Here is a 22082-nt window from a genome sequence, read left to right as displayed (position 1 = left end):
AGCACTGGAACTCTAATCTAAATCAGACACTTAAATGTTTTAACTAACTAGAGTTTGTTTGATTCCGGGAAAAACACCATAAGAAAACCTGATTTTTAGGTCATGGTTGCAAAAGTATTTTTCAAGGAAGAGAACATGAACCATGAACCGATTTAGTGATTTTTTTGAGTGATTTTGCTAGGTTATCTCAGTGAGACTAACTAAGTATTAATTAGTCCTATCTCTTTTGTCAATCATCTACACATAAATTTCACAAATGCTGAACATTACACTGATAGTAAACAACTAAGTAGTATAGATATGCCGTTTACTATTCTTGTTGACGATGATTTGTAGCCTGTCGCAATAATGATTCGGCAAAGGCGATCGCCTCATTACCCGATTTACCACCAGCTAACTGTGCTAATTCTTCACGTCTGGTACTTAAATTATCTAAGCTAGTAACTCTCACAACAGTGCGCTGTTCCGCATTACCATTTTTATTAATTACTTGTTTATCAACTCGAAAATGTCGATCTGCCATAGCTGCAATTAAGGGCTGATGAGTCACACATAATACCTGTTGATTTTGACTAAGCTGGTGTAATTTCTCTGCAATAGATTGAGCAACTCTACCAGAAACACCGACATCAATTTCATCAAAAATCATTGTTTCCGCACCATCATCTTGATTAAAACAAGCTTTTAAAGCTAGTAAAAATCTGCTCATTTCTCCACCAGAAGCAATTTCTGTTAACGGTTGAATCGGTTCACCAGGGTTAGGACTAAACATAAAAGTAATTTTATCTGCTCCCATAGATGTTGGTAAACTGGGGGCAATTTCCACTTGAAATTTTACCTTTTCCATTGCTAAAGGTTTGAGTTCAGCTAATAAATGAGATTCTAAATGATCCGCAGTTTGAAGACGTAGCTGGGTTAATTGCTGACTAACTTGGTTGAGATATTGTAAACAAACTTGTTCTTGTTGTTCTAAAGTTTCTATAGATTGTTCATGATTATTGAGTTCAGCTAATTCGATTTGAATGCGTTCATAATAGGCGATCGCTTCCGTGAGAGTCGGTCCATATTTGCGACAAATATGTTTTAATTCCCGAATCCTTTCTTCCACCTCTTCTAACCGTTGCGGATCTGCTTCTAATCCTTCCCCATAAGCACTAATTTGTCTTCCCACTTCCATCACTGCTGCTACTGCATCTCGCACCAATTCCAGCAAAGATTGTAATTGAGAATCGAACTCCACCATGTGATTTAATATCGTTTCACTGTCTCCCAATAAATCCGCAGCGGTAGGAGTTTCATCTTCATTTTGATACAAAGCCTGATAAACTTTGTAACTCATTTGTTGCAAATCAACAACGTGATTGAGGCGTTCTCTTTCCTGCGCCAATTGTTCCATTTCCTGAACATCACTGAGATTGGCTGCACCTAATTCTTGCACTTGATATGTGAGTAAATCCAGTTGTTGTAAACGTTCCCGTTCGGAAGTGCGGCGTTTTTCTAAAGTTTGGTGTGCTTGTTGATATGCAATAAAAGCAACAGCAACTTTTTGGCGTTGTTGTATTAAAGAATCACCACCATATAAATCTAACCAATCTCGGACTTGGGCAGATTGTCCCACTTGTACAGTTTGTCCTTGGGCGGTAATTTCCACCAAGCGATCGCGCAAACTGCTCATTATTTGCCGATTTACTAACACCCCATTTATACGGGAACGACTGCGGATATTACTTGTAGTTGTGCTAATTTCTCGACTAATTATTACAGAGTTATCATCAATTAAATCAATTTCCTGTTCACTCAACCAAGCCGCTAGGAAAGGATTTATACTGAAAGTACCTTCAACCAATGCGCGACTAGTCCCCGTGCGAATCACACGACTAGAGACTTTACCACCTAAAACCGCATCGATTGCATCCAAAATAATCGACTTTCCCGCGCCAGTTTCCCCTGTTAACACGTTCAAACCAACGCCAAACTCTAATTCCAGTTGGTCAATGAGGGCAAAATTCTCAATTCTGAGGCATAGCAACATCAGGCCAAAATCTCCGTGAGGGCAAATGCCGGATACTTATCAATTTTATAATACCTTGTAAACATTTATGTTGATGCAGTTCCACAAGAACCCACTGTCGAACAGAAAAGACTTGACCGACTTTATTCAAGTTGTGGTTTTATTAAGATTGGAGAAGGAACGAGGATGCGTCGAACTCCTCCCTCAGTAGTTTAGTTAGTAGTTAATAAACTATCTATATCTTTTGGGAAAGGACAATCTTCAGGTAAATTAGTATCATATTCCTTACTCATGTTTTTCACTGCATCTTGATAACATTCATCGTTAACAATTAAATAATAATTATGCAAGCTAGGGGAATCTCTAAAAATCCGTTTTAGTTCCTGTTGGGTACGGCTAATAGTTACTTCCCAACCGCGATAACATTCTGGTAAATTTACATAATGACGTTTTAATAAATGTTCAAATAAAGTAGTTAAGCGGCTTTCTAATTCTCTTCTATCTCTACCTCCCAACGCTTCTATCTCCTCAATTAAATTTTCCCAGTCTACATGACTATAATCTTGAGATTTTAATTTACTGACTGTGTTTTGAACCCACAGTGCAAAGTCTGTTTGATAAAGATTTTGAACTGGTGATTTAGTCATAGTGTTTATTTTTATGATACAAGATTTTCAAGATGAAAGCATGAACAGGATAAAATCAACATTCCATTAGTTCATATGCTGTCAATATCCGTATTAATTGTTATATGTAATTTCATATCCGATTTCTTAAAGAAGCCGGAGAAATGACCACAAAAAATCAGGACTTACGCGAGATTAGAAATTAATAATAATACAAACTGCCAAAAATGCAACCAAAATTAACAAACAGCCTGACGAGTCTTTTCGGTGTTGATAGGTTTAATCAGGTAAAGTTTCAACATATACCAAACGATGTTTTTCATCAACGGTATTTTTTTGAAGAACTTGACAATTAGCCCAAGCTTACTGTTATTGAGTTCGATAATTTTCTGGTTATTGATTGCACATTGTTCCAAATACCAGAAAAAGTAAGGGTGATTTGTATTCAAGATCAGGGGAAATGCTCTCGCTGCGGTTTTGTTGGTTTCTTCAATTACCTGATTATTGTATTTACGAGGATGAACTCCTAAAATTTCATAGAAATTAGTCCGTTCAAATACAGTCATTGTGTGGGTAACAAACACAGTTAATAAGAAGAAACGCACCCATAACCGAGCTTTCCAATTATTCCATAACTGGGGTTGAGAACGTAACAAAGCTTTGAAGAAATCCCCGTGTCTATTTTCATCTTGACACCAGCTTTCAAACTTCCGAAACAGTGGATAAAACTGGAATTCGGGATTTTGTGCCATGTGGCGATACACTAAAATATATCGCCAATAGCCAATTTTCTCTGATAGGTAAACTGTGTAAATTACCCATTCTGGAGGAAAGAATGTATAAGTGCGATTTTTAGTTAAATAACTTAAGTCCAGGGAAAGATTAAAATCTGCCATTGACTTATTTAAAAACCCTGCATGACGGGCTTCATCTCGTGCTAAATAACCAAAAGCTTCTGATAGCAAAGGGTTACTATCTTTGATGCGACGAGATAATTCTTTAAACAGTAAAAACCCGGAAAATTCCGAAGTACAGGAACGTTCTAAAAAGTCAATAAAAGCTAGTCTTTTCTCTCCCTCAATGTGATCCCAAGACTGTTTAAATTCATCATCACGAACAAAGTGATGGCGGTTATAATCAGCCTTGAGTTCTTCAACTATTGCCCTGATTTCCTCCTCATGAGCAGAAATATCCATTTTGGCCACAGCATCAAAATCTGTGGTATAAAAACGGGGAGTTAATAATGTTTCTTGAACCGGGGCTTTGACACCTGGTTTCAATAACTCAACCGGGGGAGTTTCCAAAGACTTAACCATGATACTCCTTTTGCTATTTTATGCTTTTAAAATTATCTAAGCATAAATAGTTATTAGTAGTCATCAGTTAAATTATTGAAACTATAGGAATAATATTTGCTAAACCCAACAAATGCGTTGGGTTATGGTACGAAACCCAACCTACGAATCAAGGCTTTTTTTGGCAAAGGTATTGTCCAGATATAAGGTAATTTTGCCTATGAAAGCAACATATAGAGCAAATTTGCTCAGTAAAGTCTAAAGAAATATGAATATCTTTATATTTATTAAGAAGATTAATAGTTAAATATTTTGTAAGAGATCAAAATAGCCAGGATACATTCAGCCGTGATATTTGCTGGATAGATTAGTGCCGAAAGTGCATATCTCTACAATAACAATCTTCTCTCTGTGACATCGACGGTGAACTGATAAACAAGTCGGTGACATTCGGGAAATTTGGCGCTTGAACACGAAGGAAGCAATAATGAGTAATAATTTAGCAATCAAACTGCGTTCTGGTACTCAACAAGCTCATACAGACGCAGAAAATGTCGGCTTCATGAAATGTTTTGTTCAAGGTGTTATAGATAGAGACTGCTTTATTCAGTTGTTGAGGAACTTGTATTTTGTTTACAGTGAACTAGAAGCAGCAATTGAGAAACATAAACAACATCCTGTTATTAGTGTAGTTTATTTTCCTGAACTAAATCGCCAAGCTTCCCTAGAAAAAGACATGGAGTTTTATTATGGAAGTCAATGGTACAAGCGAATCTCACCTTCAATTGCTGCTCAAAATTACATTGCTCGTATTCAAGAAATATCTGCTCATGATCCTGCATTATTGTTAGGTCATTCATATACTCGTTATATGGGTGATCTTTCTGGGGGACAAATGCTACAAAAAATTGCTCAGTCAGCTTTAAAACTGTCTGGATATGAAGGAACTTCCTTTTATAACTTTGAGCAAATTCCAGATAAGCAAGCATTCAAAAATAAGTATCGTCAAGCATTAGATACAGTACTGGTTGATGATACAAATGCTGAGAAAATTGTAGCAGAAGCTAACCATGCTTTTTACTTGAATACGCAGATAATTAAGGAGTTAGAAAGTATTTTAATACTAGCTCTTGGTCGAGCTACGTATAATGACTTAATTTGATTAGGTAACTCTGCAAATTGGTTAGTTTATAAATTAAATTACGCAAAATATCTCTCAACCTCTTGTTATTTTGCGTCTTTTACGGTTTATTAAAAATAGTAGAATTCACAACTAAACTAGTTTGTGTAGTCGTGAATTCTATTTACTACAACTGGTTTATAGTATTTTTGATCAAAACCGGGTTTCTTGACGTAAGTCCTAGTTCGTTTCAGTCTTTGCAACTGAAGCATACAAATATATTGGCAATTAGTAATCAAAAAATTGTCAATCTTACAATACCAAATTGGGAAAACTAACCGTGAGTATTCCCAAAAAATTGCTACGACCACTAGGCAGTAAACTCACAGATACTCGGAGGTTTTGATGGTCTTTCTATTACCTGGTGTAAAATTTGATCTGGATCTGATTAAAAAGTATGATACTCGCGCTCCCAGATACACCAGCTACCCACCCGCTACAGAATTAAGTGAGACATTCACTACAAAGGATTTTCAAGCTGCAATTACCGCTTCTAATCAACGACAAACTCCCCTATCTTTGTACTTCCACATTCCCTTTTGTCAGAGTGCTTGTTATTTTTGTGGCTGTAATACGGTAATTTCTAACAATAAGAATATTGCCATACCATATCTAGAACATTTGGTGCAAGAAATCCAAAACACCACAGCTTTGATTGACACAAGTAGAAAGGTACTTCAAGTTCATTGGGGTGGTGGTACTCCTAATTATTTGGAACTTGATCAAGTTGAATTTTTGTGGAACAAGATTAATCGTTATTTCAACATTGATTCGCAAGCTGAAGTTTCAATTGAAATTAACCCCCGCTATGTGACTAGAGAGTACATCCATTTTCTGAAAGATATTGGCTTTAATCGCATTAGTTTTGGTATCCAGGATTTTAACCCACAAGTGCAAGTCGCGGTGAACCGTATTCAACCAGAAGCAATGCTGTTTGATGCTATGGGTTGGATTAAAGAAGCTAAATTTGACAGTGTGAATGTGGATTTAATTTATGGTTTACCCTACCAAAATCTTCAGACTTTCCGAGAAACTATACACAAAACTATTGCTTTAGATCCTGATAGAATTGTGGTGTTTAATTTTGCTTATGTACCGTGGATGAAACCTGTGCAGAAAAGGATTCCCCAAGATGCATTACCCGCAGCACAGGAAAAGTTAGATATGTTGAAAATGACTATCGAGGAGTTAACAGATAATGAATATCTGTTTATTGGGATGGATCATTTTGCAAAAACTAATGACGAATTAGCGATCGCTCAACGTCATGGCACTCTAAAACGGAACTTCCAAGGTTATACCACCCACGCGGAAACGGAACTTTTTGGTTTTGGTTCTACATCTATCAGTATGCTAGAAGATGCTTATGCTCAAAATCACAAAGGATTAAAAGATTATTACCAAGCGGTTACAGCAGGGATAATCCCAACCAGTAAAGGTGTCAAACTAAGTCATAATGATATCATCCGACGGGATGTAATTATGTCTATCATGTCTCACTTCCAGCTACATAAGTCAGACATTGAAGCCAAATACCACATCAGTTTTGATCAATATTTCTCTCCGGAATTAGAAGAGCTAAAACCCTTACAAGCTGATGGATTAGTCAATTTATTAGCTGATGAAATCCAAATTACTGATATTGGTAGATTATTGGTAAGAAATATTGCTGTTATTTTCGATACTCATACAAGAACCAGAGAGACAAAATTCTCCCGCGCCATTTAAGTATGGGTAATTGGTAATGGGTAATTGGTAATTAAGTAAGTAGAAATTTATTGGTTTTGACTCCTGAATTTTCACTTGAGTATTATCTTTACCTGTTACCAGTCCCTAATGTGATTGAAGAGGAGGCAGAGGAGTGGGAGACGCGGCGACGCGCTAGAAGAGGACGCGGTGAGGGGGAGACGCGGTGACGCGGAGAGATTTTCACCCTTTCCGCGTGTCTTCTTCAAAAAATGCATTTTTATGCATCGTCCAAAAGTGAGATTACGACGTTTAGATATTCATACAGCAGCAGTCAGCGATCAGCAATAAAACCTTTTTACTGCATAGCTTTGTCAAGAAATATTGTACTTTATTTACCTGCAATTTGCTGTATTGTAGTAGCCCAATTGAAAATACAAACAACAAGTTTATTTTTAATAAGTCCATCTTTTGATTTAGAGATTTATCTCATTTGGTAGAAATAAAGCTAATTAAAAATTGATAAATTTAATATTGGTTCGGCTTAAACAAACATAGACAATTCAGGAAAAAATAATGAATATTATTGCTTGGATAATTTTAGGACTATTAGCTGGCGCTCTTGCTAAAGCTGTTTATCCTGGTTATCAAGGTGGCGGGATTCTCTCAACAATGATTTTAGGTATTGTTGGTGCTTTTATCGGTGGAACTTTATTTACGCTTCTCCGCACAGGAACCCTACAATTAACATCTGCAAGTTTAAGTATTCCTGGGCTTTTAGTGGCAATAATTGGAGCCATAATTGCCATTTATTTGTGGGGATTATTCCAAAGAAGTAGTAGAGCTTAGTCGAGATTCAATTCTGACTTGGTTGATTGTAATTTGATGTAAATTGATGTAAATTTTGAAATAGTTGTATGTTTTTCCACAAAAAAGAACCGATTCATGCAGTCAATGTTGATGACGCAAATCCTCGTTTTGCACAATTACTTCTAGAACAATTTGGAGGAGCAACTGGGGAACTTTCAGCAGCTTTGCAATATTGGGTACAATCTTTTCATGTAGAAAATTCTGGTATCCGCGATATGCTCCAAGATATTGCAATTGAAGAATTTGGGCATTTAGAGATGGTGGGTAAACTCATCGAAGCTCATACCAAAAATACCGATCAAACAGAAGCTTACAAAAGTACTCTTTTTGCTGTCCGAGGAGTGGGCCCGCATTTTCTTGATAGTCAAGGTAATGCTTGGAGTGCGAAATATTTGAATGAAGGTGGCGATGTAGTGCGTGATTTACGTGCTAATATTGCGGCCGAAGCTGGCGCTCGTCAAACCTATGAAGCATTAATTAACCTGGCAACAGATGAAGGTACTAAAAAAACTTTAGTGCATCTGTTAACAAGAGAAGTTTCTCATACCCAGATGTTTATGAAGGCTTTGGATTCTTTGGGTAAGTTGACTGATCCTTTCTTTGGGAATATTCAACCTGATGAAACCGTTTCTCTTTACTACAACTTATCGACAAATGGCAAAGATCAGAATGAGCGCGGTCCTTGGAATTCTGAACCAACCTTTAATTACATCGCTAATCCCCTAGAAACTCGCTCTTAATAATTGGCAGATTGGAATTTAGCTGCAACTGTGCATTTGTTAGGTGTGCATTAGTTAGGGTGGGCTTGTGTCCACCCTCTGAATTTATTAATTACAAATCCCGCCAGATTGTATGAAACTTTAGCGGCAATTTCCCATCATGATGATTTAGAAAAAGAGTGGGAGGAAGACAATCTCACAGCCGCAGGTGCGCCAATAGATTTTACGCTTAAGACAAATACAAAAAATACAGATAAGTAGGTGGGCGTTAAAAATTGTCGTTGGGGCAAGGGAACAGGGAACTCTTAACAGGGAACAGGAAGAGATCTGTGGGCGATTTTACTTTTCTTCACATACCTTTAAATTTTTCTGTTAACCTACTTATCTCAAAAGTAGTTACTTTGGCTGAAAATGCTCTTTACCGAGGTAGGTGGGTAGCTTTATTAATTTCTAAGCATATTAGCCGTATAAATGAACCCAGTCGTGGTTAGCTGAAAGAACTGGATATCTTTCTAGATGAGCAAATCAACAACCAAAAGCGTTTGCAGTCAGAATTAGGAATAGCCCAGGATCAGGTAGATACATATCTTGCACCAAGCCCTAACGAATAGAATTCGTGGCTACACAAACTAAGTCCGCCTGCGCGGACTCACGGAAAATCAGTGGTTTCAAACCCGCGTAGGCGGGTTTTGTCTGTCTAGCCGCGACTTCCAGTCGCCAGGTGCAAGATGTGAGTAGAGGCAGCTTATGCCCTTTTCACATTTAACCTACTGACTTTGCTATTATTCCCAATTGTAATCCTGGTGGAAAACTACCTTCTTCTTTAATCCGCTTGATTTCAGCTTCGGTGATTGGCAAATTTAACTTTTGTGCGGCACACTTGACTACATCTCCTCGGTCAATGATTCCAGCTACAGCACCTGCGGGAGAAAGTACCGTGATTCGGGGTAGCTGTTCATTTTCTAGCTTGTTAATTACTTGGGCTAAAGAAGTAGATTCTGTAACGGTGGGTATTGTTGTCAGGGGATGAACAATGCTTTGCAAAGTTTCGGTTTCCCATTGACTTCTTTCCGTTGTCCGCAAATCATCAACTGTCACCAAACCCCGGTAACGTCCATCAGCAGCAGCAAAATAAACTTGTGAGGAGGCTGTTTCTAGAAGGTACAAATCAGCGAACTCTCTTAAGGTTTGGTCAGCGTCTACTACCCGAAAATCACGGGTCATGGCATCAGCAGCTACTAGTTTGACCAAGGTTTCTTGTAATATGGTTACACGGTCATAACTGTTAGCGTTACGAATTGCAAACCAACCCAAGAGTACAATCCATAAACCTGTGAGTAATTCTCTGCTGAAGAAATCTATGGCAAATCCTAAAGCGATCGCACTATAACCTAAAATCTGTCCGCACCTGGCTGCCCAATGTACAGCTTGAAAGCGATCGCCTGTTATTTTCCATAGCGCTGCTTTTAACACCTGTCCACCATCCAACGGTAAACCGGGAATTAAGTTAAATAAAGCGACAACTAAGTTAATTCTCGCTAAATCTCTCACCATTACATTCAGCGGTGTGGTATCAGGAATCACGTTAGAAGCTAGACGTAGCAACAAAAACAGGACTATACTTACCGCAGGCCCTGCGATCGCTACTTGAAATGCTTTCCCTGGAGTTTTCGATTCTTCCTCTATTGCGGCAATCCCACCGAAAAAAAACAACGTAATTGAATTAACTTTAATTCCTTGAGACTGTGCTACTAAGCTGTGTCCCAATTCATGTAATAACACAGAACTAAATAATAGCAGTGCCATTACTAGTCCAGCACTCCAACCTGTGACAGTACCCCATTGTTGATAAGCCACTCCAAAATTTAAGGTTGCTAACCCCAAGATTACAAACCACAACGGGTCTAAAAATAGAGGAATACCAAACAAAGAGCCAATTTTCCAATGAGTTTGCATTATTTTTTTCCTGATTTTAGATATTTTTAAGTAGGTAGGCGAAAATAAATCAAACGTAAGAATTCAGGAGTCAGGAGTCAGGAGTCAGGAGTCAGGAGTCAGAATGCTTAGGAAATGAAGAATAGAGAGAAGTAAGATTTTATCAAAATCATTAAATCTGACTCGAAAAGTCTTTATTCTCTTGACTTGGAGTATTCTCTATCCTGAATACTTACAATCAAACTATATTAAGTAACGATAATTTATAGTAGTTCCCATGCTCGTGAGGTACAAAGTTTTCTAGTTTTAGGGAACTCTTAACAGGGAATTCTTAATTTTCCCCGCGTCACCCCATCACCCCATCACCCCATCACCCCGTCTGGTAAGAGAGACACAGCATTGCCGTGTCCCTAGAAATAGATTAAAAATTGGTAAAAAAAACGTTACTTACTAAAACTGTAAATTTGCTGTGTTTCTAAGTTGTCTTTTAATGACGAAGGTAGGACATCGGCAGTAAATACTTGTCGATCTAACTGCACTTGCAAATTACTTAGCGGATCACTGCCTGAAGAAATTAGAAATTCTAACTTCTGGATATAAGGTAAATTTACTAATTCATCCAGAATTTTACAGATTGCTTGCAGATAAGGATGACCTTTTTGTCGATACCAATCAGATTCAGCAACATTCGCTTGGTCAAAACCCAAATGTACAGTTAAAGATGGCTTATCAAACAGAGCAATTCCTACCGGACGTGCTTCTTCCTGTAACAACAAATCATGGTTATTGACTAAATACCGTAATTTTTCTAAGCGTTCATAGCGTTGTGTCACCAATTGCGGGTCATCTTGCCAGTGAATTGCCACAGTGACAAGATAACTTTGTAACAGCATATGCCCTAGCTTTTTCGCCTTTGTTTCCAGGTAATAGGAATTGTAATCATTAGCCTCAATTAACAAAGGCACGCGATCAACTACTTCCAATCCATAGCCTTTAACACCAGCAATTTTCCGGGGATTATTGGTAACAAGGCGAATCTTTTTAATGCCCAAATCCATTAGCATTTGCGCCCCCATACCGTAGTCTCGCAAGTCAGCGGGGAATCCCAAACGCTCATTTGCTTCCACCGTATCTAGTCCCATATCCTGCAAAGAGTAGGCTTTGAGTTTATTAATCAAGCCAATACCCCGACCTTCTTGCCGTAGGTAAACAACGACACCTTGACCGACAGACTCAATCATTTTCAATGCGGCTTCCAACTGCATTCGACAGTCGCAGCGCAAAGAACCCAAAGCATCACCTGTTAAACATTCTGAGTGCATTCGCACCATCACAGGCTCATCTTGAAAATTTGCGGGATCGCCCTTGACAATTGCTACGTGTTCTGTATTATCTAGGGTGTGACGATAGCCATAAATATCAAATTGACCAAATTGGCTGGGTAGCCTAGTAACAATTTCTCGATATACCAAGCGATCATTTTGGAGACGATAACTGATTAAATCGGCAATGCTAATAATTTTTAGCTGATGATTTTGAGCATATTGTACTAACTGCGTTAACCGCGCCATAGAACCATCAGGGTTTTGAATTTCACAAATGACCCCAGCTGGGTACAATCCAGCTAATCGAGCTAAATCTACCGCTGCTTCCGTATGTCCAGCCCGTTTAAGTACACCTCCAGCCCTAGCCCGAAGTGGGAAAATATGACCAGGACGGCGTAACTCTTCAGGTTTTGTGGCTGGGTTGAGAGTAACTTGGATAGTACGGGCGCGGTCTTCTGCGGAAATGCCCGTAGAGACACCTAAATGGGGTCCTGCGTCAATGCTGACAGTGAAGGCAGTTTGGTTAGTATCTGTCAGAGTACTAACCATCAATGGTAAATTTAATTCATCCAAGCGATCGCCAGTCATCGCCAGACAAATCAGTCCTCTGGCTTCCACCGCCATAAAATTGATCATATCCGGGGTGGCAAATTGGGCGGCACAAATTAAATCGCCTTCATTTTCTCTATTTTCATCATCCACTACCACAATGGAGCGACCTGCTTTGAGGTCTGCCAAAGCGGCATCTATCGAATCAAATTCAAAGGCTTGGCTAGTCTTAGGCTGTAACACAGAAAATTTCCAGCTACCAACGTAAATTTTTTTAACAATTTCTTATTTTAAATTGTAGCTTCTTTATCGGATACAGAAGTAGACTAGCAATCATTCGATAAAATGACAAAAATTTCTCCTACTGAAAATGCAGCAACGAAATGGAGACTGAGGCTATGGGGAGTTGGGCAAATAATTTTCTCAATCACCTGTTTTGTGTGTTTACCATCTAGTCGCTGATATTGTGGATAGCTGAGAACAAATTAACAAAAGTAGATAAGGATTTCATAACATGGGTAATTTAAGACGCGTACCAGTTGGGATTGTTGGCGCGTCAGGCTATGGCGGAGTCCAACTAGTTAGACTACTGATGGATCATCCAGAAGTTGAACTGGTGTATTTAGGTGGTGAAAGCAGCGCTGGTAAATCCTTTGCTGATATTTACCCACATTTAGGTAATATAGTTAACTTACCAATTGAGGCTGTAGATCCAGAAATTATTGCCAGTCGTTGTGAAGTAGTGTTTCTTTCTTTACCCAACGGACTAGCCTGCCAAATCACACCTCAACTACTAGAAAAAGGATGCAAAGTACTGGATCTGAGTGCAGATTATAGATTCAGTGACTTGACAACTTATACAAATTGGTATGGTACACAAAGAAGCGATCGCACAGTTGCCGCCACAGCGATTTATGGTTTACCGGAATTGTACCGCGATCGCATCGCCGAATCTCAACTTATCGGTTGTCCCGGTTGCTATCCCACAGCCAGCTTACTGGCACTTTCCCCACTTTTAAAACAGGGTTTAATAGTTCCAGAAACAGCCATCATTGATGCTAAATCTGGAACATCTGGCGGTGGACGACAAGCTAAAGTTAACCTCTTATTAGCCGAAGCAGATAACTCCCTCGGTGCTTATAACGTCGGCAGACATCGCCACACACCAGAAATTGAGCAAATTTGCAGCGATTTAGCAGGACACGAAGTCACAATCCAATTTACACCCCATCTTATCCCTATGGTGCGGGGGATTTTGGCAACTGTATACGCCACACTACGCGACCCTGGTTTAGTCCGTGACGACTTAATCACAATTTTTACAGCCTTTTATCGTAATTCCCCTTGGATAAAAATCTGTAATAGCGGCACATACCCCCAAACAAAATGGGCTTGTGGTAGCAACAATTGTTACATTGGCATAGAAGTTGACCCCCGCACAGGCCGGGTGATTGTCATGTCAGCCATTGATAACTTAATTAAAGGTCAAGCTGGACAAGCAATCCAGTGTATGAACCTGATGCTGGGCTGGGATGAAACCTTGGGGTTGCCAAAAGTTGGATTTTATCCGTAAGAGGGAACAGGGAACAGGGAACAGGGAACAGGGGAAATATTTATTGTTTTTCTACCTTCTTTTTCCTGTCACCTGTCACCTGTCACCTGTCACCTATCACCTGTCAGCTATTTAGGTCCCAAACCGACTGTACCAGCATAAACAGCGCGATCGCCTAATTCATGCTCAATACGGAGTAAGCGGTTGTATTTTGCTACCCGTTCACTACGACAGAGAGAACCGGTTTTAATTTGACCGGCACGAGTAGCCACAGCCAAATCAGCAATAGTGGTATCCTCAGTTTCACCAGAACGATGGCTAATTACTGACCGGAAACCGTTGCGATTTGCCAAATCGATAGTTTCCAAAGTCTCAGTCAGTGAACCAATTTGATTCAACTTAATCAAAATCGAGTTAGCGGCTTTTTGCTCAATGCCTTTTTGTAAGCGGGTAGCATTTGTAACAAATAAATCATCGCCTACCAACTGCACTTTTGAGCCTATCTTCTGAGTTAGTAATTGCCAATTTTGCCAATCTTCCTCATGCAAACCGTCTTCAATTGACACAATCGGATATTCGTTCACCAATTGTCCTAAATAATCAACAAACTCGCTTGGTGCATGAGGTTTGCCATCATAGACATACTGCCCATTTTTGTAAAACTCACTTGCAGCCACATCCAAAGCCAAAGCCACTTCTTCCCCAGGCTTATAACCAGCTTTTTTAATCGCCGCTACCAGCAATTCTAAAGCTACTTGGTTAGATTCCAGATTAGGTGCAAAACCACCTTCATCTCCTACACCAGTCAGCAAACCTTTTTCATCCAATACCTTGCTGAGAGTTGCAAATACTTCCGCACCCCAGCGCAAAGCTTCCTTGAAGGAAGGAGCGCCAATAGGTACAATCATAAACTCTTGAAAATCAACGTTATTGGAAGCGTGGGCCCCACCATTGATCACATTCATCAAAGGGACGGGTAGCAAATTCGACAAAGGACTGCCTAAATAGCGATAGAGGGGAATATCCAAAGACTCACCACTGGCTTTTGCAGCAGCCAAGGAAACCGCCAAAATCGCATTTGCACCCAAATTGGCTTTGTTAGGTGAACCATCCAAAGCAATCATGGTTCTGTCTAAGGCTTCTTGGTTGAGAGCATCCAAACCTAACAATTTTGGTGCTAACACCTCATTGACGTTTTTTACCGCCTTGAGTACCCCTTTACCTCCATAACGGCTTTTATCGTCATCTCGCAGTTCATGAGCCTCAAATGTGCCAGTAGATGCACCACTGGGAACCTGTGCTATTCCCACAACACCATTGGCCAAATGTACTTCAGCTTCAACGGTTGGTTTTCCCCGTGAGTCGAGGATTTCGCGGGCGACAATTGCTTCAATAGCGGTATCTAGAAATTTAGTCATTCGTGTTTTGTCCTTCGTTTCTATGGTGTTTAAGGTTTAAGACTTTACAGTTTAGTCCTAACCCAATCGTTAGCATAGGCGTTTCTGGAGCGAAATCGGCTGACATTAAAGAAGATTTCCAATAGTGGGTGTAGGGGTTTAGCAATGCTAAACCCTTACTGGGTAAGAAACAAAACACTGAATTTGTCTGAATCAGGATATCCAGGATGAAAGGATGTACAGGATTATTTATTGATACTTTACTTATTTTGAATACATCAATGGCTATTTTCAATATTTATGTACACAATCCTGAAAATCCTCAAATCCTCAAAATCCTGATTCAGACTACTAATATGAATAAGGAAAGCGATCGCACTTATGAAGTCAACGTGGCTAGAGACTAGAGTGCGATCGCTATAGGTCAATATTCAATTAGTTATGATTACTTAGAAACAAAGTCAATTACACTTTTAGCTAACTACAGATAATTTTTTACGATTCTTGATTATCAAGCTGCCAACAGTGCCAAAAACTAATAAACCTAAATTAGTTGATGATTCTGGTGTAGATTTTATTTTCATTGCTGTTATATCATTACCACATTCAGGAGAGAACAAAGCAGTAAATGGACTGTTAGGAAGTAAAGAGGAATCAAGACTTATCCCTATAGTATTTTAATTAACAAATAATTATCAGATTCTTGATCACAAATACATAAAGCCTCAATTTTTCCATGACTAGGTTTATATTGAGCGTGTTTTTTGACAATATTAACTATAATTTGTCTGTATTTTTCTAACTTATCCATTTTAACTTGATTATGAAATAAATCGTACTGTGGCATTACTAAAAAGAAAATTCTTTCTTGATTGTTGGTGAACGTCTTAACGCCAGTGGTAGGAGTCAGGAGTCAGGAGTCAGAATGCTTAGGAAATGAAGAATAGAGAGAAGTAAGATTTTATCAAAATCATTAAATCTGACTCGAAAAGTCTTTATTCTCTTGACTTGGAGTATTCTCTATCCTGAATACTTACACTAAATCAAAGATGAATTATTATTATCAATTCAATAATTACCAAATTTTACCCATCTGCAAAACAAACCCAGGTAAAACAGGATCACAACTAACACTATCAGGATTTTCTAAACATTCCTCTGTTTGTTCAGGACGATAAATATAGACTCGGCGATTTTTGCGGTCAATTAATAAACCTAATTGTATTTCTGGTTCCTGCATATATTCCTGCATTTTATCTTTTAAAGGCTGCAAATTATCAGAAGCTGACCTTAATTCAATGACAAAATCAGGACAAATAGGTGCAAACTTTTTTTGTTGTTTTGGTGTGAGTTTATTCCATCTTTCTAACTTTATCCAAGCAGCATCAGGAGAACGTTCCGCACCTGTGGAGAGTTTAAAACCTGTACTGGAAGAAAATGTTATCCCTGTACCATCCTTTTCTGCCCATACCCACAACTGTCCAAGGATGTTAACTTCTCGATTTCCTGTTTCTGAACCTGCTGGTGACATGATTGATATATCTCCAAATTTATTTCTCTCAATGCGTAAATCACGGTTTTCTTGACAGAATTCAAAGAATTGATCATCTGTCATTGGCATTGATGAGGGAAAATGTAATATCAAAGGTGATGAAATCATAATTATTTCCTCCATCTGAAATTAAATTAATTTTAACACAAGCTGTTATTGAACTTAGTTAACAGTTCTTAGCTGACGATAGCTATGAAGTAAATTAAAAAATTTATCAAAATCAAAACTCTTGGGATCTGCTCTTTGTCCAGAACGGTCAACAGCCCGATGAGTGGTAATTCTATCATCTGGAACTTGACTTTGAGCAATTAACCAAGCTAAAGAATTATATTGAGTCTTCGTATAACCACTATGACCTTCTATCTGATTTTGACCCCAAGCATCGGCAGGGGTTTCTAAAGATACATGATAAGCAAAATTATTCACAGATGGGGGTAAATCCGGGTTAGTTTGCACAGTTTCCAAACCATTAACACCCTCAAAAACAGAATTACCTGCACCAAAAGCGCGTTTTTCCGGTGGAACAAGATAAACCACCGTTCCATCTAGGGTAATTAAAGCGTGATAACTCGCTTGCACATTTTCATCATCATGGGGTGTTTGAAAAAAATTAATCGCGCTAGAAGCAGAATTGCTAGTTTCGTGAATGACAATAATCGGTTGGTTGTTGAAAACTACACCGTTGACATCTCTAGCAAAGCGATCGCCATAATTGCTAGAATGCACTTCAGCTTTAGCAAAATTAGGTCTATATTTGGCAAAAGCCGCCGTAGTTGCATATTTAAGATTAATTTTATTAATTTTATTGGTTTTATTGGTTTTGACTGGGGATTTAGGTAAATTTACTTTGTTTTCTTCAGGAGTTATTGTTGATTGTAGTTGTGCCTGTGGATATTGACTCCAAGTTGTAACTGCTGGATTTGAAGCAGCGTTATGATTTTTCATCTGTCTTGCACCACCGATCAACACTGCCAAAATCAGCGCCGCAAACATGAAAAAGATTAACATTACTCTAGTCGCCCAATCCCTAAATCTCATATATGTAATACTAGTATTATGGTTAACATTGATATTATGATTTTACTGCTCAGGAAAAAAGGATACTGGTATACTAAATGTAGTTCCAATAACTTTTTCAACCTGTCTTGAGGATCATTTTAGCATTCACAATATTGTAGATACAAAACACAGCCACTCAAAAACGGCTGGTTATAAGTACACTATAGAATTAAAATACTTATTTTCTTTAAAACCTGTCAAAACACATCTAAATTTTGGAAAAAAATAAACTAAATCTAGTGCTGCACTGAAGAAATAACTATACCAGTTAAAAAAGCCGACTCCCCGACCAAAGTAAAATTATCTATCTTCTTTCTTCCTTCTTCCTTCTTCCTTCGCGTCTTTGCGGTTCATTTAATCCGTATTCTTTTAGTAGGAAGGGAGTATGCAAAAACCTTCCTTCCGTCGTGCTGCACTAGTATCACAAAACAAACTCTATTTTTTCAGACAATATGACCCATCCTTTCCTAGAATACCTACACAGTCCAGAACGCCCCGTTATCGTCTTTGACGGCGCAATGGGAACAAACCTACAAACCCAAAACCTCACCGCTGAGGACTTTGGAGGCGCACAGTATGAAGGTTGTAACGAATATCTAGTCCACAGTAAACCAGAAGCCATAATTAAAGTTCACCGTGACTTTCTGACTGCGGGTGCTGATGTCATTGAAACCGACACCTTTGGATCTATGTCCATAGTTTTAGCAGAATATGACCTAGCAGACCAGGCTTACTACCTCACCAAAACCGCCGCCGAACTCGCCAAAAGTGTGGCTGTGGAATTTTCTACACCAGAAAAACCCCGCTTTGTCGCCGGTTCTATTGGTCCAACAACCAAACTCCCCACCTTGGGACATATTGATTTTGACACCATGAAAGATTCTTTTGCTGAACAAGCAGAAGCACTGTTTGATGGTGGTGTTGATTTATTTCTCGTAGAAACTTGCCAAGATGTGCTGCAAATTAAAGCCGCATTAAATGGAATTGAGGAAGTTTTTGCCAAAAAAGGGGAAAGAAGACCCTTAATGGTGTCTGTAACGATGGAAAGCATGGGAACAATGCTGGTAGGTACAGAAATCAATGCTGTTCTGACGATTTTAGAACCTTATCCCATTGATATTCTCGGTTTAAATTGCGCCACTGGTCCAGACTTGATGAAACCACACATCAAGTATTTATCAGAACATTCGCCGTTCGTAGTTTCCTGTATTCCCAATGCGGGTTTACCAGAAAACGTCGGAGGTCAAGCGCATTACAAACTGACACCCGTTGAATTACGGATGTCTTTAATGCACTTTATCGAAGATTTAGGTGTCCAAGTGATTGGGGGTTGCTGTGGGACAAGGCCAGAACACATTCAACAATTAGCAGAAATTGCTAAAGAGTTAAAACCGAAAGTTAGACAGCCGAGTTTAGAACCAGCAGCCGCTTCAATTTATTCTACTCAGCCTTATGAACAAGAAAATTCTTTCTTGATTGTTGGTGAACGTCTTAACGCCAGTGGTTCTAAAAAATGCCGTGATTTACTGAACGCCGAAGACTGGGATGGTTTAGTATCAATGGCGCGGAGTCAGGTAAAAGAAGGCGCACACATCCTTGATGTTAACGTTGATTATGTGGGACGTGACGGCGTGCGTGATATGCACGAGTTAGTTTCCCGAATTGTTAATAATGTTACATTACCTTTAATGCTCGATTCCACCGAATGGGAAAAAATGGAAGCGGGCTTAAAAGTTGCTGGTGGTAAGTGTTTACTCAATTCTACCAACTATGAAGACGGCGAACCACGATTTTTGAAAGTGCTAGAATTAGCGAAAAAATACGGGGCTGGTGTAATTATTGGGACAATTGATGAAGATGGCATGGCACGGACAGCTGAGAAAAAGTTTCAAATTGCCCAACGTGCTTACCGTCAAGCGGTAGAGTATGGTATTGCTCCTACGGAAATATTTTTCGATACTTTAGCTCTACCGATTTCTACTGGGATTGAAGAAGATCGGGAAAATGGTAAAGCTACCATTGAATCAATTCGCCGTATTCGGCAAGAATTGCCGGGATGTCATGTAATTCTTGGTGTTTCTAATATATCTTTCGGGCTAAATCCAGCATCGCGGATGGTGTTAAACTCGATGTTTTTACATGAAGCGATGAACGCGGGCATGGATGCAGCAATTGTCAGCGCGAGTAAAATTTTACCACTGGCGAAAATTGATCCCCAGCATCAAGAAGTTTGTCGGCAGTTAATTTATGATGAACGCAAATTTGATGGTAATGTCTGCGTTTATGATCCTTTGGGAGAATTGACAACAATTTTTGCGGGAGTCAAAACCAAACGAAATACGGGAATTGATGAAAATCTTCCTATTCCCGAACGTTTGAAACGGCATATTATTGACGGTGAACGCATTGGTTTAGAAACACAATTAACCAAGGCTTTAGAACAATATCCACCTTTAGAAATCATCAATACTTTCTTATTAGATGGGATGAAAGTTGTGGGTGAATTGTTCGGTTCTGGACAAATGCAATTACCTTTTGTATTACAATCAGCCGAAACCATGAAAGCTGCGGTTGCGTATCTTGAACCGTTTATGGAAAAGTCGGAATCTGGTAATAATGCTAAGGGAACTTTTGTAATTGCTACTGTAAAAGGTGATGTTCACGATATTGGTAAAAACCTGGTAGATATCATCTTATCTAACAATGGTTATAAGGTGATTAACCTGGGCATTAAGCAATCTGTGGAAAACATCATTCAAGCTTACGAACAGCATAAACCTGATTGTATTGCCATGAGTGGATTGTTAGTAAAATCTACTGCTTTTATGAAGGAGAATTTACAGGCTTTTAATGAAAAGGGAATTACTGTGCCGGTAATTTTAGGTGGTGCAGCTTTAACGCCTAAGTTTGTAAATCAAGATTGCCAAAATGCTTACAAAGGTAAAGTTGTTTATGGCAAAGATGCGTTTTCCGATTTGCATTTCATGGATAAGTTAATGCCTGCAAAAGTTGCGGGTAATTGGGATGATTTGCAGGGATTTTTGGATGAATTAGGAGAATCTGAAGAGTCAACAAATGGACACAAAGAAACAGTAGATAATGCTGTTCAAGATAAAGTACCTGCTGAACCAAAAGAAATAGATACCAGACGTTCGGAGGCTGTAGCAATAGATATTGAACGTCCAAAACCACCTTTTTGGGGAACGCAATTTTTACAACATGATGATATTTCTTTGGAGGAATTATTCTGGTATTTAGATTTGCAAGCTTTGGTGGCTGGACAATGGCAATTTCGCAAGCCGAAGGAACAATCTAAGGAAGAATATCAGGCGTTTTTAGCTGATAAGGTTTATCCAGTTTTAGAAGATTGGAAACAGAGAATTATTGAGGAGAATTTATTACATCCTCAAGTAATTTATGGCTATTTCCCTTGTCAGTCTGAGGGGAATACTTTACATATATATGATGTGGAGAATCAATCAAAACAGGTGGCAAGTTTTGAGTTTCCCCGTCAGAAGTCTTCTAATAGGTTATGTATTGCCGATTTCTTTGCACCAAAAGAATTGGGAATAATTGATGTTTTCCCTATGCAAGCGGTGACTGTGGGGGAAGTGGCAACGGAGTTTGCACAAAAGCTATTTGCTGATAATCAATACACTGATTATCTGTATTTTCATGGTATGGCTGTACAGGTTGCGGAAGCGTTGGCAGAATGGACACACGCCAGAATCCGCCAGGAGTTAGGTTTTGGTGATTCTGAACCGGATAATATTCGGGATATGTTGGCGCAGCGTTATCAGGGTTCTCGGTATAGTTTCGGCTATCCGGCTTGTCCGAATATCCAAGATCAGTTTAAGCAGTTGGAGTTGTTAGGAGTTGATAGGATGAAGATGCACATGGATGAAAGTGAGCAATTATATCCTGAACAGTCTACAACGGCGATTATTACTTATCACCCTGTAGCGAAGTATTTCACGGCTTAATCTATCCCTATATTCCCCTAATTAGGGCTAATTTACTACTTTTTGAGTAACATAGCTCGTTGGGGGAATAAAACTATTAATAAGTGTTTATTTTGTGATTGCCATGTAGGGTGAGATTTGTCGGTGGAAGGATAAGATTGCCACGCCTGGAACCATAATATTGCCGCCACAGTGGCTGAAATGCTGATGTGTCCGTTAGACACTTTTAGTCATTTTTCAACAATTGGAACCATAACATTGCCGCCAAGCAAAATTATCACCATAAGCTTGCCAAAAATGTACTTTCTTAAGATTTCAAATCGCTAGTAACAAATACAATGAACTGGAAGCACTCAGACCAGTG

19 protein-coding genes and 1 pseudogene are annotated in these 22082 nt (G+C 39.0%); 11 read left to right on the top strand and 9 right to left on the bottom strand.

What is annotated here, in order from left to right; genetic code table 11:
* Positions 1–310: 310 nt before the first annotated feature.
* From recN to acsF, 3 genes are all read right to left on the bottom strand, one after another.
* Entirely contained in the window at positions 311–2032 is a 1722-nt protein-coding gene (recN, locus tag A9Y75_RS01195; protein WP_071187466.1) for a DNA repair protein RecN, read from the bottom strand.
* Positions 2033–2223: 191 nt separating this feature from the next.
* Entirely contained in the window at positions 2224–2658 is a 435-nt protein-coding gene (locus A9Y75_RS01190) for a DUF29 domain-containing protein (protein ID WP_071187464.1), read from the bottom strand.
* A gap of 218 nt (positions 2659–2876) precedes the next feature.
* Positions 2877–3953: a magnesium-protoporphyrin IX monomethyl ester (oxidative) cyclase gene (acsF, locus tag A9Y75_RS01185; RefSeq protein WP_071187462.1), complete on the bottom strand. Its 1077-nt coding sequence runs from the start codon at positions 3951–3953 to the stop codon at positions 2877–2879.
* Positions 3954–4419: 466 nt separating this feature from the next.
* On the opposite strand from acsF, the gene A9Y75_RS01180 reads away from it, so the two are divergent.
* The 6 genes and pseudogenes from A9Y75_RS01180 to A9Y75_RS27115 all read left to right on the top strand — a co-directional run.
* On the top strand, positions 4420–5094 hold the full coding sequence (locus A9Y75_RS01180) for a heme oxygenase (biliverdin-producing) (protein WP_071187458.1): 675 nt from the start codon (positions 4420–4422) through the stop codon (positions 5092–5094).
* A 363-nt stretch (positions 5095–5457) separates the two neighbouring features.
* Positions 5458–6840, top strand: coding sequence for an oxygen-independent coproporphyrinogen III oxidase (gene hemN / locus A9Y75_RS01175; RefSeq protein WP_071187456.1), 1383 nt, complete (start codon positions 5458–5460; stop codon positions 6838–6840).
* 56 nt (positions 6841–6896) lie between these two features.
* On the top strand, positions 6897–7028 hold the full coding sequence (locus A9Y75_RS30005; RefSeq protein ID WP_269086256.1) for a hypothetical protein: 132 nt from the start codon (positions 6897–6899) through the stop codon (positions 7026–7028).
* A gap of 346 nt (positions 7029–7374) precedes the next feature.
* Positions 7375–7647, top strand: a complete 273-nt coding sequence (locus A9Y75_RS01170; protein ID WP_071187454.1) for a GlsB/YeaQ/YmgE family stress response membrane protein — start codon at positions 7375–7377, stop codon at positions 7645–7647.
* 68 nt (positions 7648–7715) lie between these two features.
* Positions 7716–8408 (top strand): manganese catalase family protein, encoded by a 693-nt coding sequence (locus tag A9Y75_RS01165; RefSeq protein ID WP_071187452.1) that lies wholly within the window; start codon positions 7716–7718, stop codon positions 8406–8408.
* Between the two features lie 99 nt (positions 8409–8507).
* Positions 8508–8621 (top strand): annotated as a pseudogene (locus tag A9Y75_RS27115) (DUF3891 family protein); the annotation flags it as partial.
* A gap of 528 nt (positions 8622–9149) precedes the next feature.
* Here A9Y75_RS27115 and A9Y75_RS01160 read toward each other — a convergent pair.
* Both A9Y75_RS01160 and ribBA read right to left on the bottom strand, forming a co-directional pair.
* On the bottom strand, positions 9150–10343 hold the full coding sequence (locus A9Y75_RS01160) for a site-2 protease family protein (protein WP_071187451.1): 1194 nt from the start codon (positions 10341–10343) through the stop codon (positions 9150–9152).
* A gap of 422 nt (positions 10344–10765) precedes the next feature.
* A complete protein-coding gene (gene ribBA, locus A9Y75_RS01155; protein ID WP_071187449.1) occupies positions 10766–12439 on the bottom strand; it encodes a bifunctional 3,4-dihydroxy-2-butanone-4-phosphate synthase/GTP cyclohydrolase II in 1674 nt (557 codons plus the stop codon).
* Between the two features lie 271 nt (positions 12440–12710).
* Between ribBA and argC the strand changes: the two genes are divergently transcribed.
* Positions 12711–13769, top strand: a complete 1059-nt coding sequence (argC, locus tag A9Y75_RS01150; RefSeq protein WP_071187447.1) for an N-acetyl-gamma-glutamyl-phosphate reductase — start codon at positions 12711–12713, stop codon at positions 13767–13769.
* Positions 13753–13884, top strand: a complete 132-nt coding sequence (locus tag A9Y75_RS30000) for a hypothetical protein (RefSeq protein WP_269086255.1) — start codon at positions 13753–13755, stop codon at positions 13882–13884. Before argC ends, A9Y75_RS30000 begins: the two co-directional genes overlap by 17 nt.
* Here the strand turns inward: A9Y75_RS30000 and eno are convergent.
* Positions 13877–15166, bottom strand: coding sequence for a phosphopyruvate hydratase (gene eno, locus A9Y75_RS01145; RefSeq protein WP_071187445.1), 1290 nt, complete (start codon positions 15164–15166; stop codon positions 13877–13879). The two genes, A9Y75_RS30000 and eno, sit on opposite strands and share 8 nt — an antisense overlap.
* A gap of 206 nt (positions 15167–15372) precedes the next feature.
* On the opposite strand from eno, the gene A9Y75_RS01140 reads away from it, so the two are divergent.
* Both A9Y75_RS01140 and A9Y75_RS28100 read left to right on the top strand, forming a co-directional pair.
* Positions 15373–15552 carry a hypothetical protein gene (locus A9Y75_RS01140; RefSeq protein ID WP_071187443.1) on the top strand — a complete coding sequence of 60 codons (180 nt, stop codon included), beginning with the start codon at positions 15373–15375 and terminating at the stop codon, positions 15550–15552.
* Positions 15553–15670: 118 nt separating this feature from the next.
* Positions 15671–15826, top strand: a complete 156-nt coding sequence (locus A9Y75_RS28100) for a hypothetical protein (RefSeq protein ID WP_177176067.1) — start codon at positions 15671–15673, stop codon at positions 15824–15826.
* On the opposite strand, the gene A9Y75_RS01135 is transcribed toward A9Y75_RS28100, so the two are convergent.
* The 3 genes from A9Y75_RS01135 to A9Y75_RS01125 form a co-directional block, all read right to left on the bottom strand.
* Positions 15813–15956 (bottom strand): element excision factor XisI family protein, encoded by a 144-nt coding sequence (locus tag A9Y75_RS01135; RefSeq protein ID WP_236721294.1) that lies wholly within the window; start codon positions 15954–15956, stop codon positions 15813–15815. The two genes, A9Y75_RS28100 and A9Y75_RS01135, sit on opposite strands and share 14 nt — an antisense overlap.
* Before the next feature lie 264 nt (positions 15957–16220).
* A complete protein-coding gene (locus tag A9Y75_RS01130; protein ID WP_071187441.1) occupies positions 16221–16805 on the bottom strand; it encodes a Uma2 family endonuclease in 585 nt (194 codons plus the stop codon).
* Positions 16806–16859: 54 nt separating this feature from the next.
* Positions 16860–17735: a peptidoglycan recognition family protein gene (locus A9Y75_RS01125; protein WP_071187439.1), complete on the bottom strand. Its 876-nt coding sequence runs from the start codon at positions 17733–17735 to the stop codon at positions 16860–16862.
* A 473-nt stretch (positions 17736–18208) separates the two neighbouring features.
* Between A9Y75_RS01125 and metH the strand changes: the two genes are divergently transcribed.
* Entirely contained in the window at positions 18209–21739 is a 3531-nt protein-coding gene (gene metH / locus A9Y75_RS01120) for a methionine synthase (RefSeq protein ID WP_071187437.1), read from the top strand.
* Positions 21740–22082: the final 343 nt, after the last annotated feature.

Source organism: Trichormus sp. NMC-1, from assembly GCF_001858025.1.
Taxonomy (GTDB): Bacteria; Cyanobacteriota; Cyanobacteriia; order Cyanobacteriales; family Nostocaceae; genus Anabaena.
The sequence above is the reverse complement of the archived record's forward strand: the minus strand, read 5'-3'. Positions and strand labels throughout refer to the sequence as shown.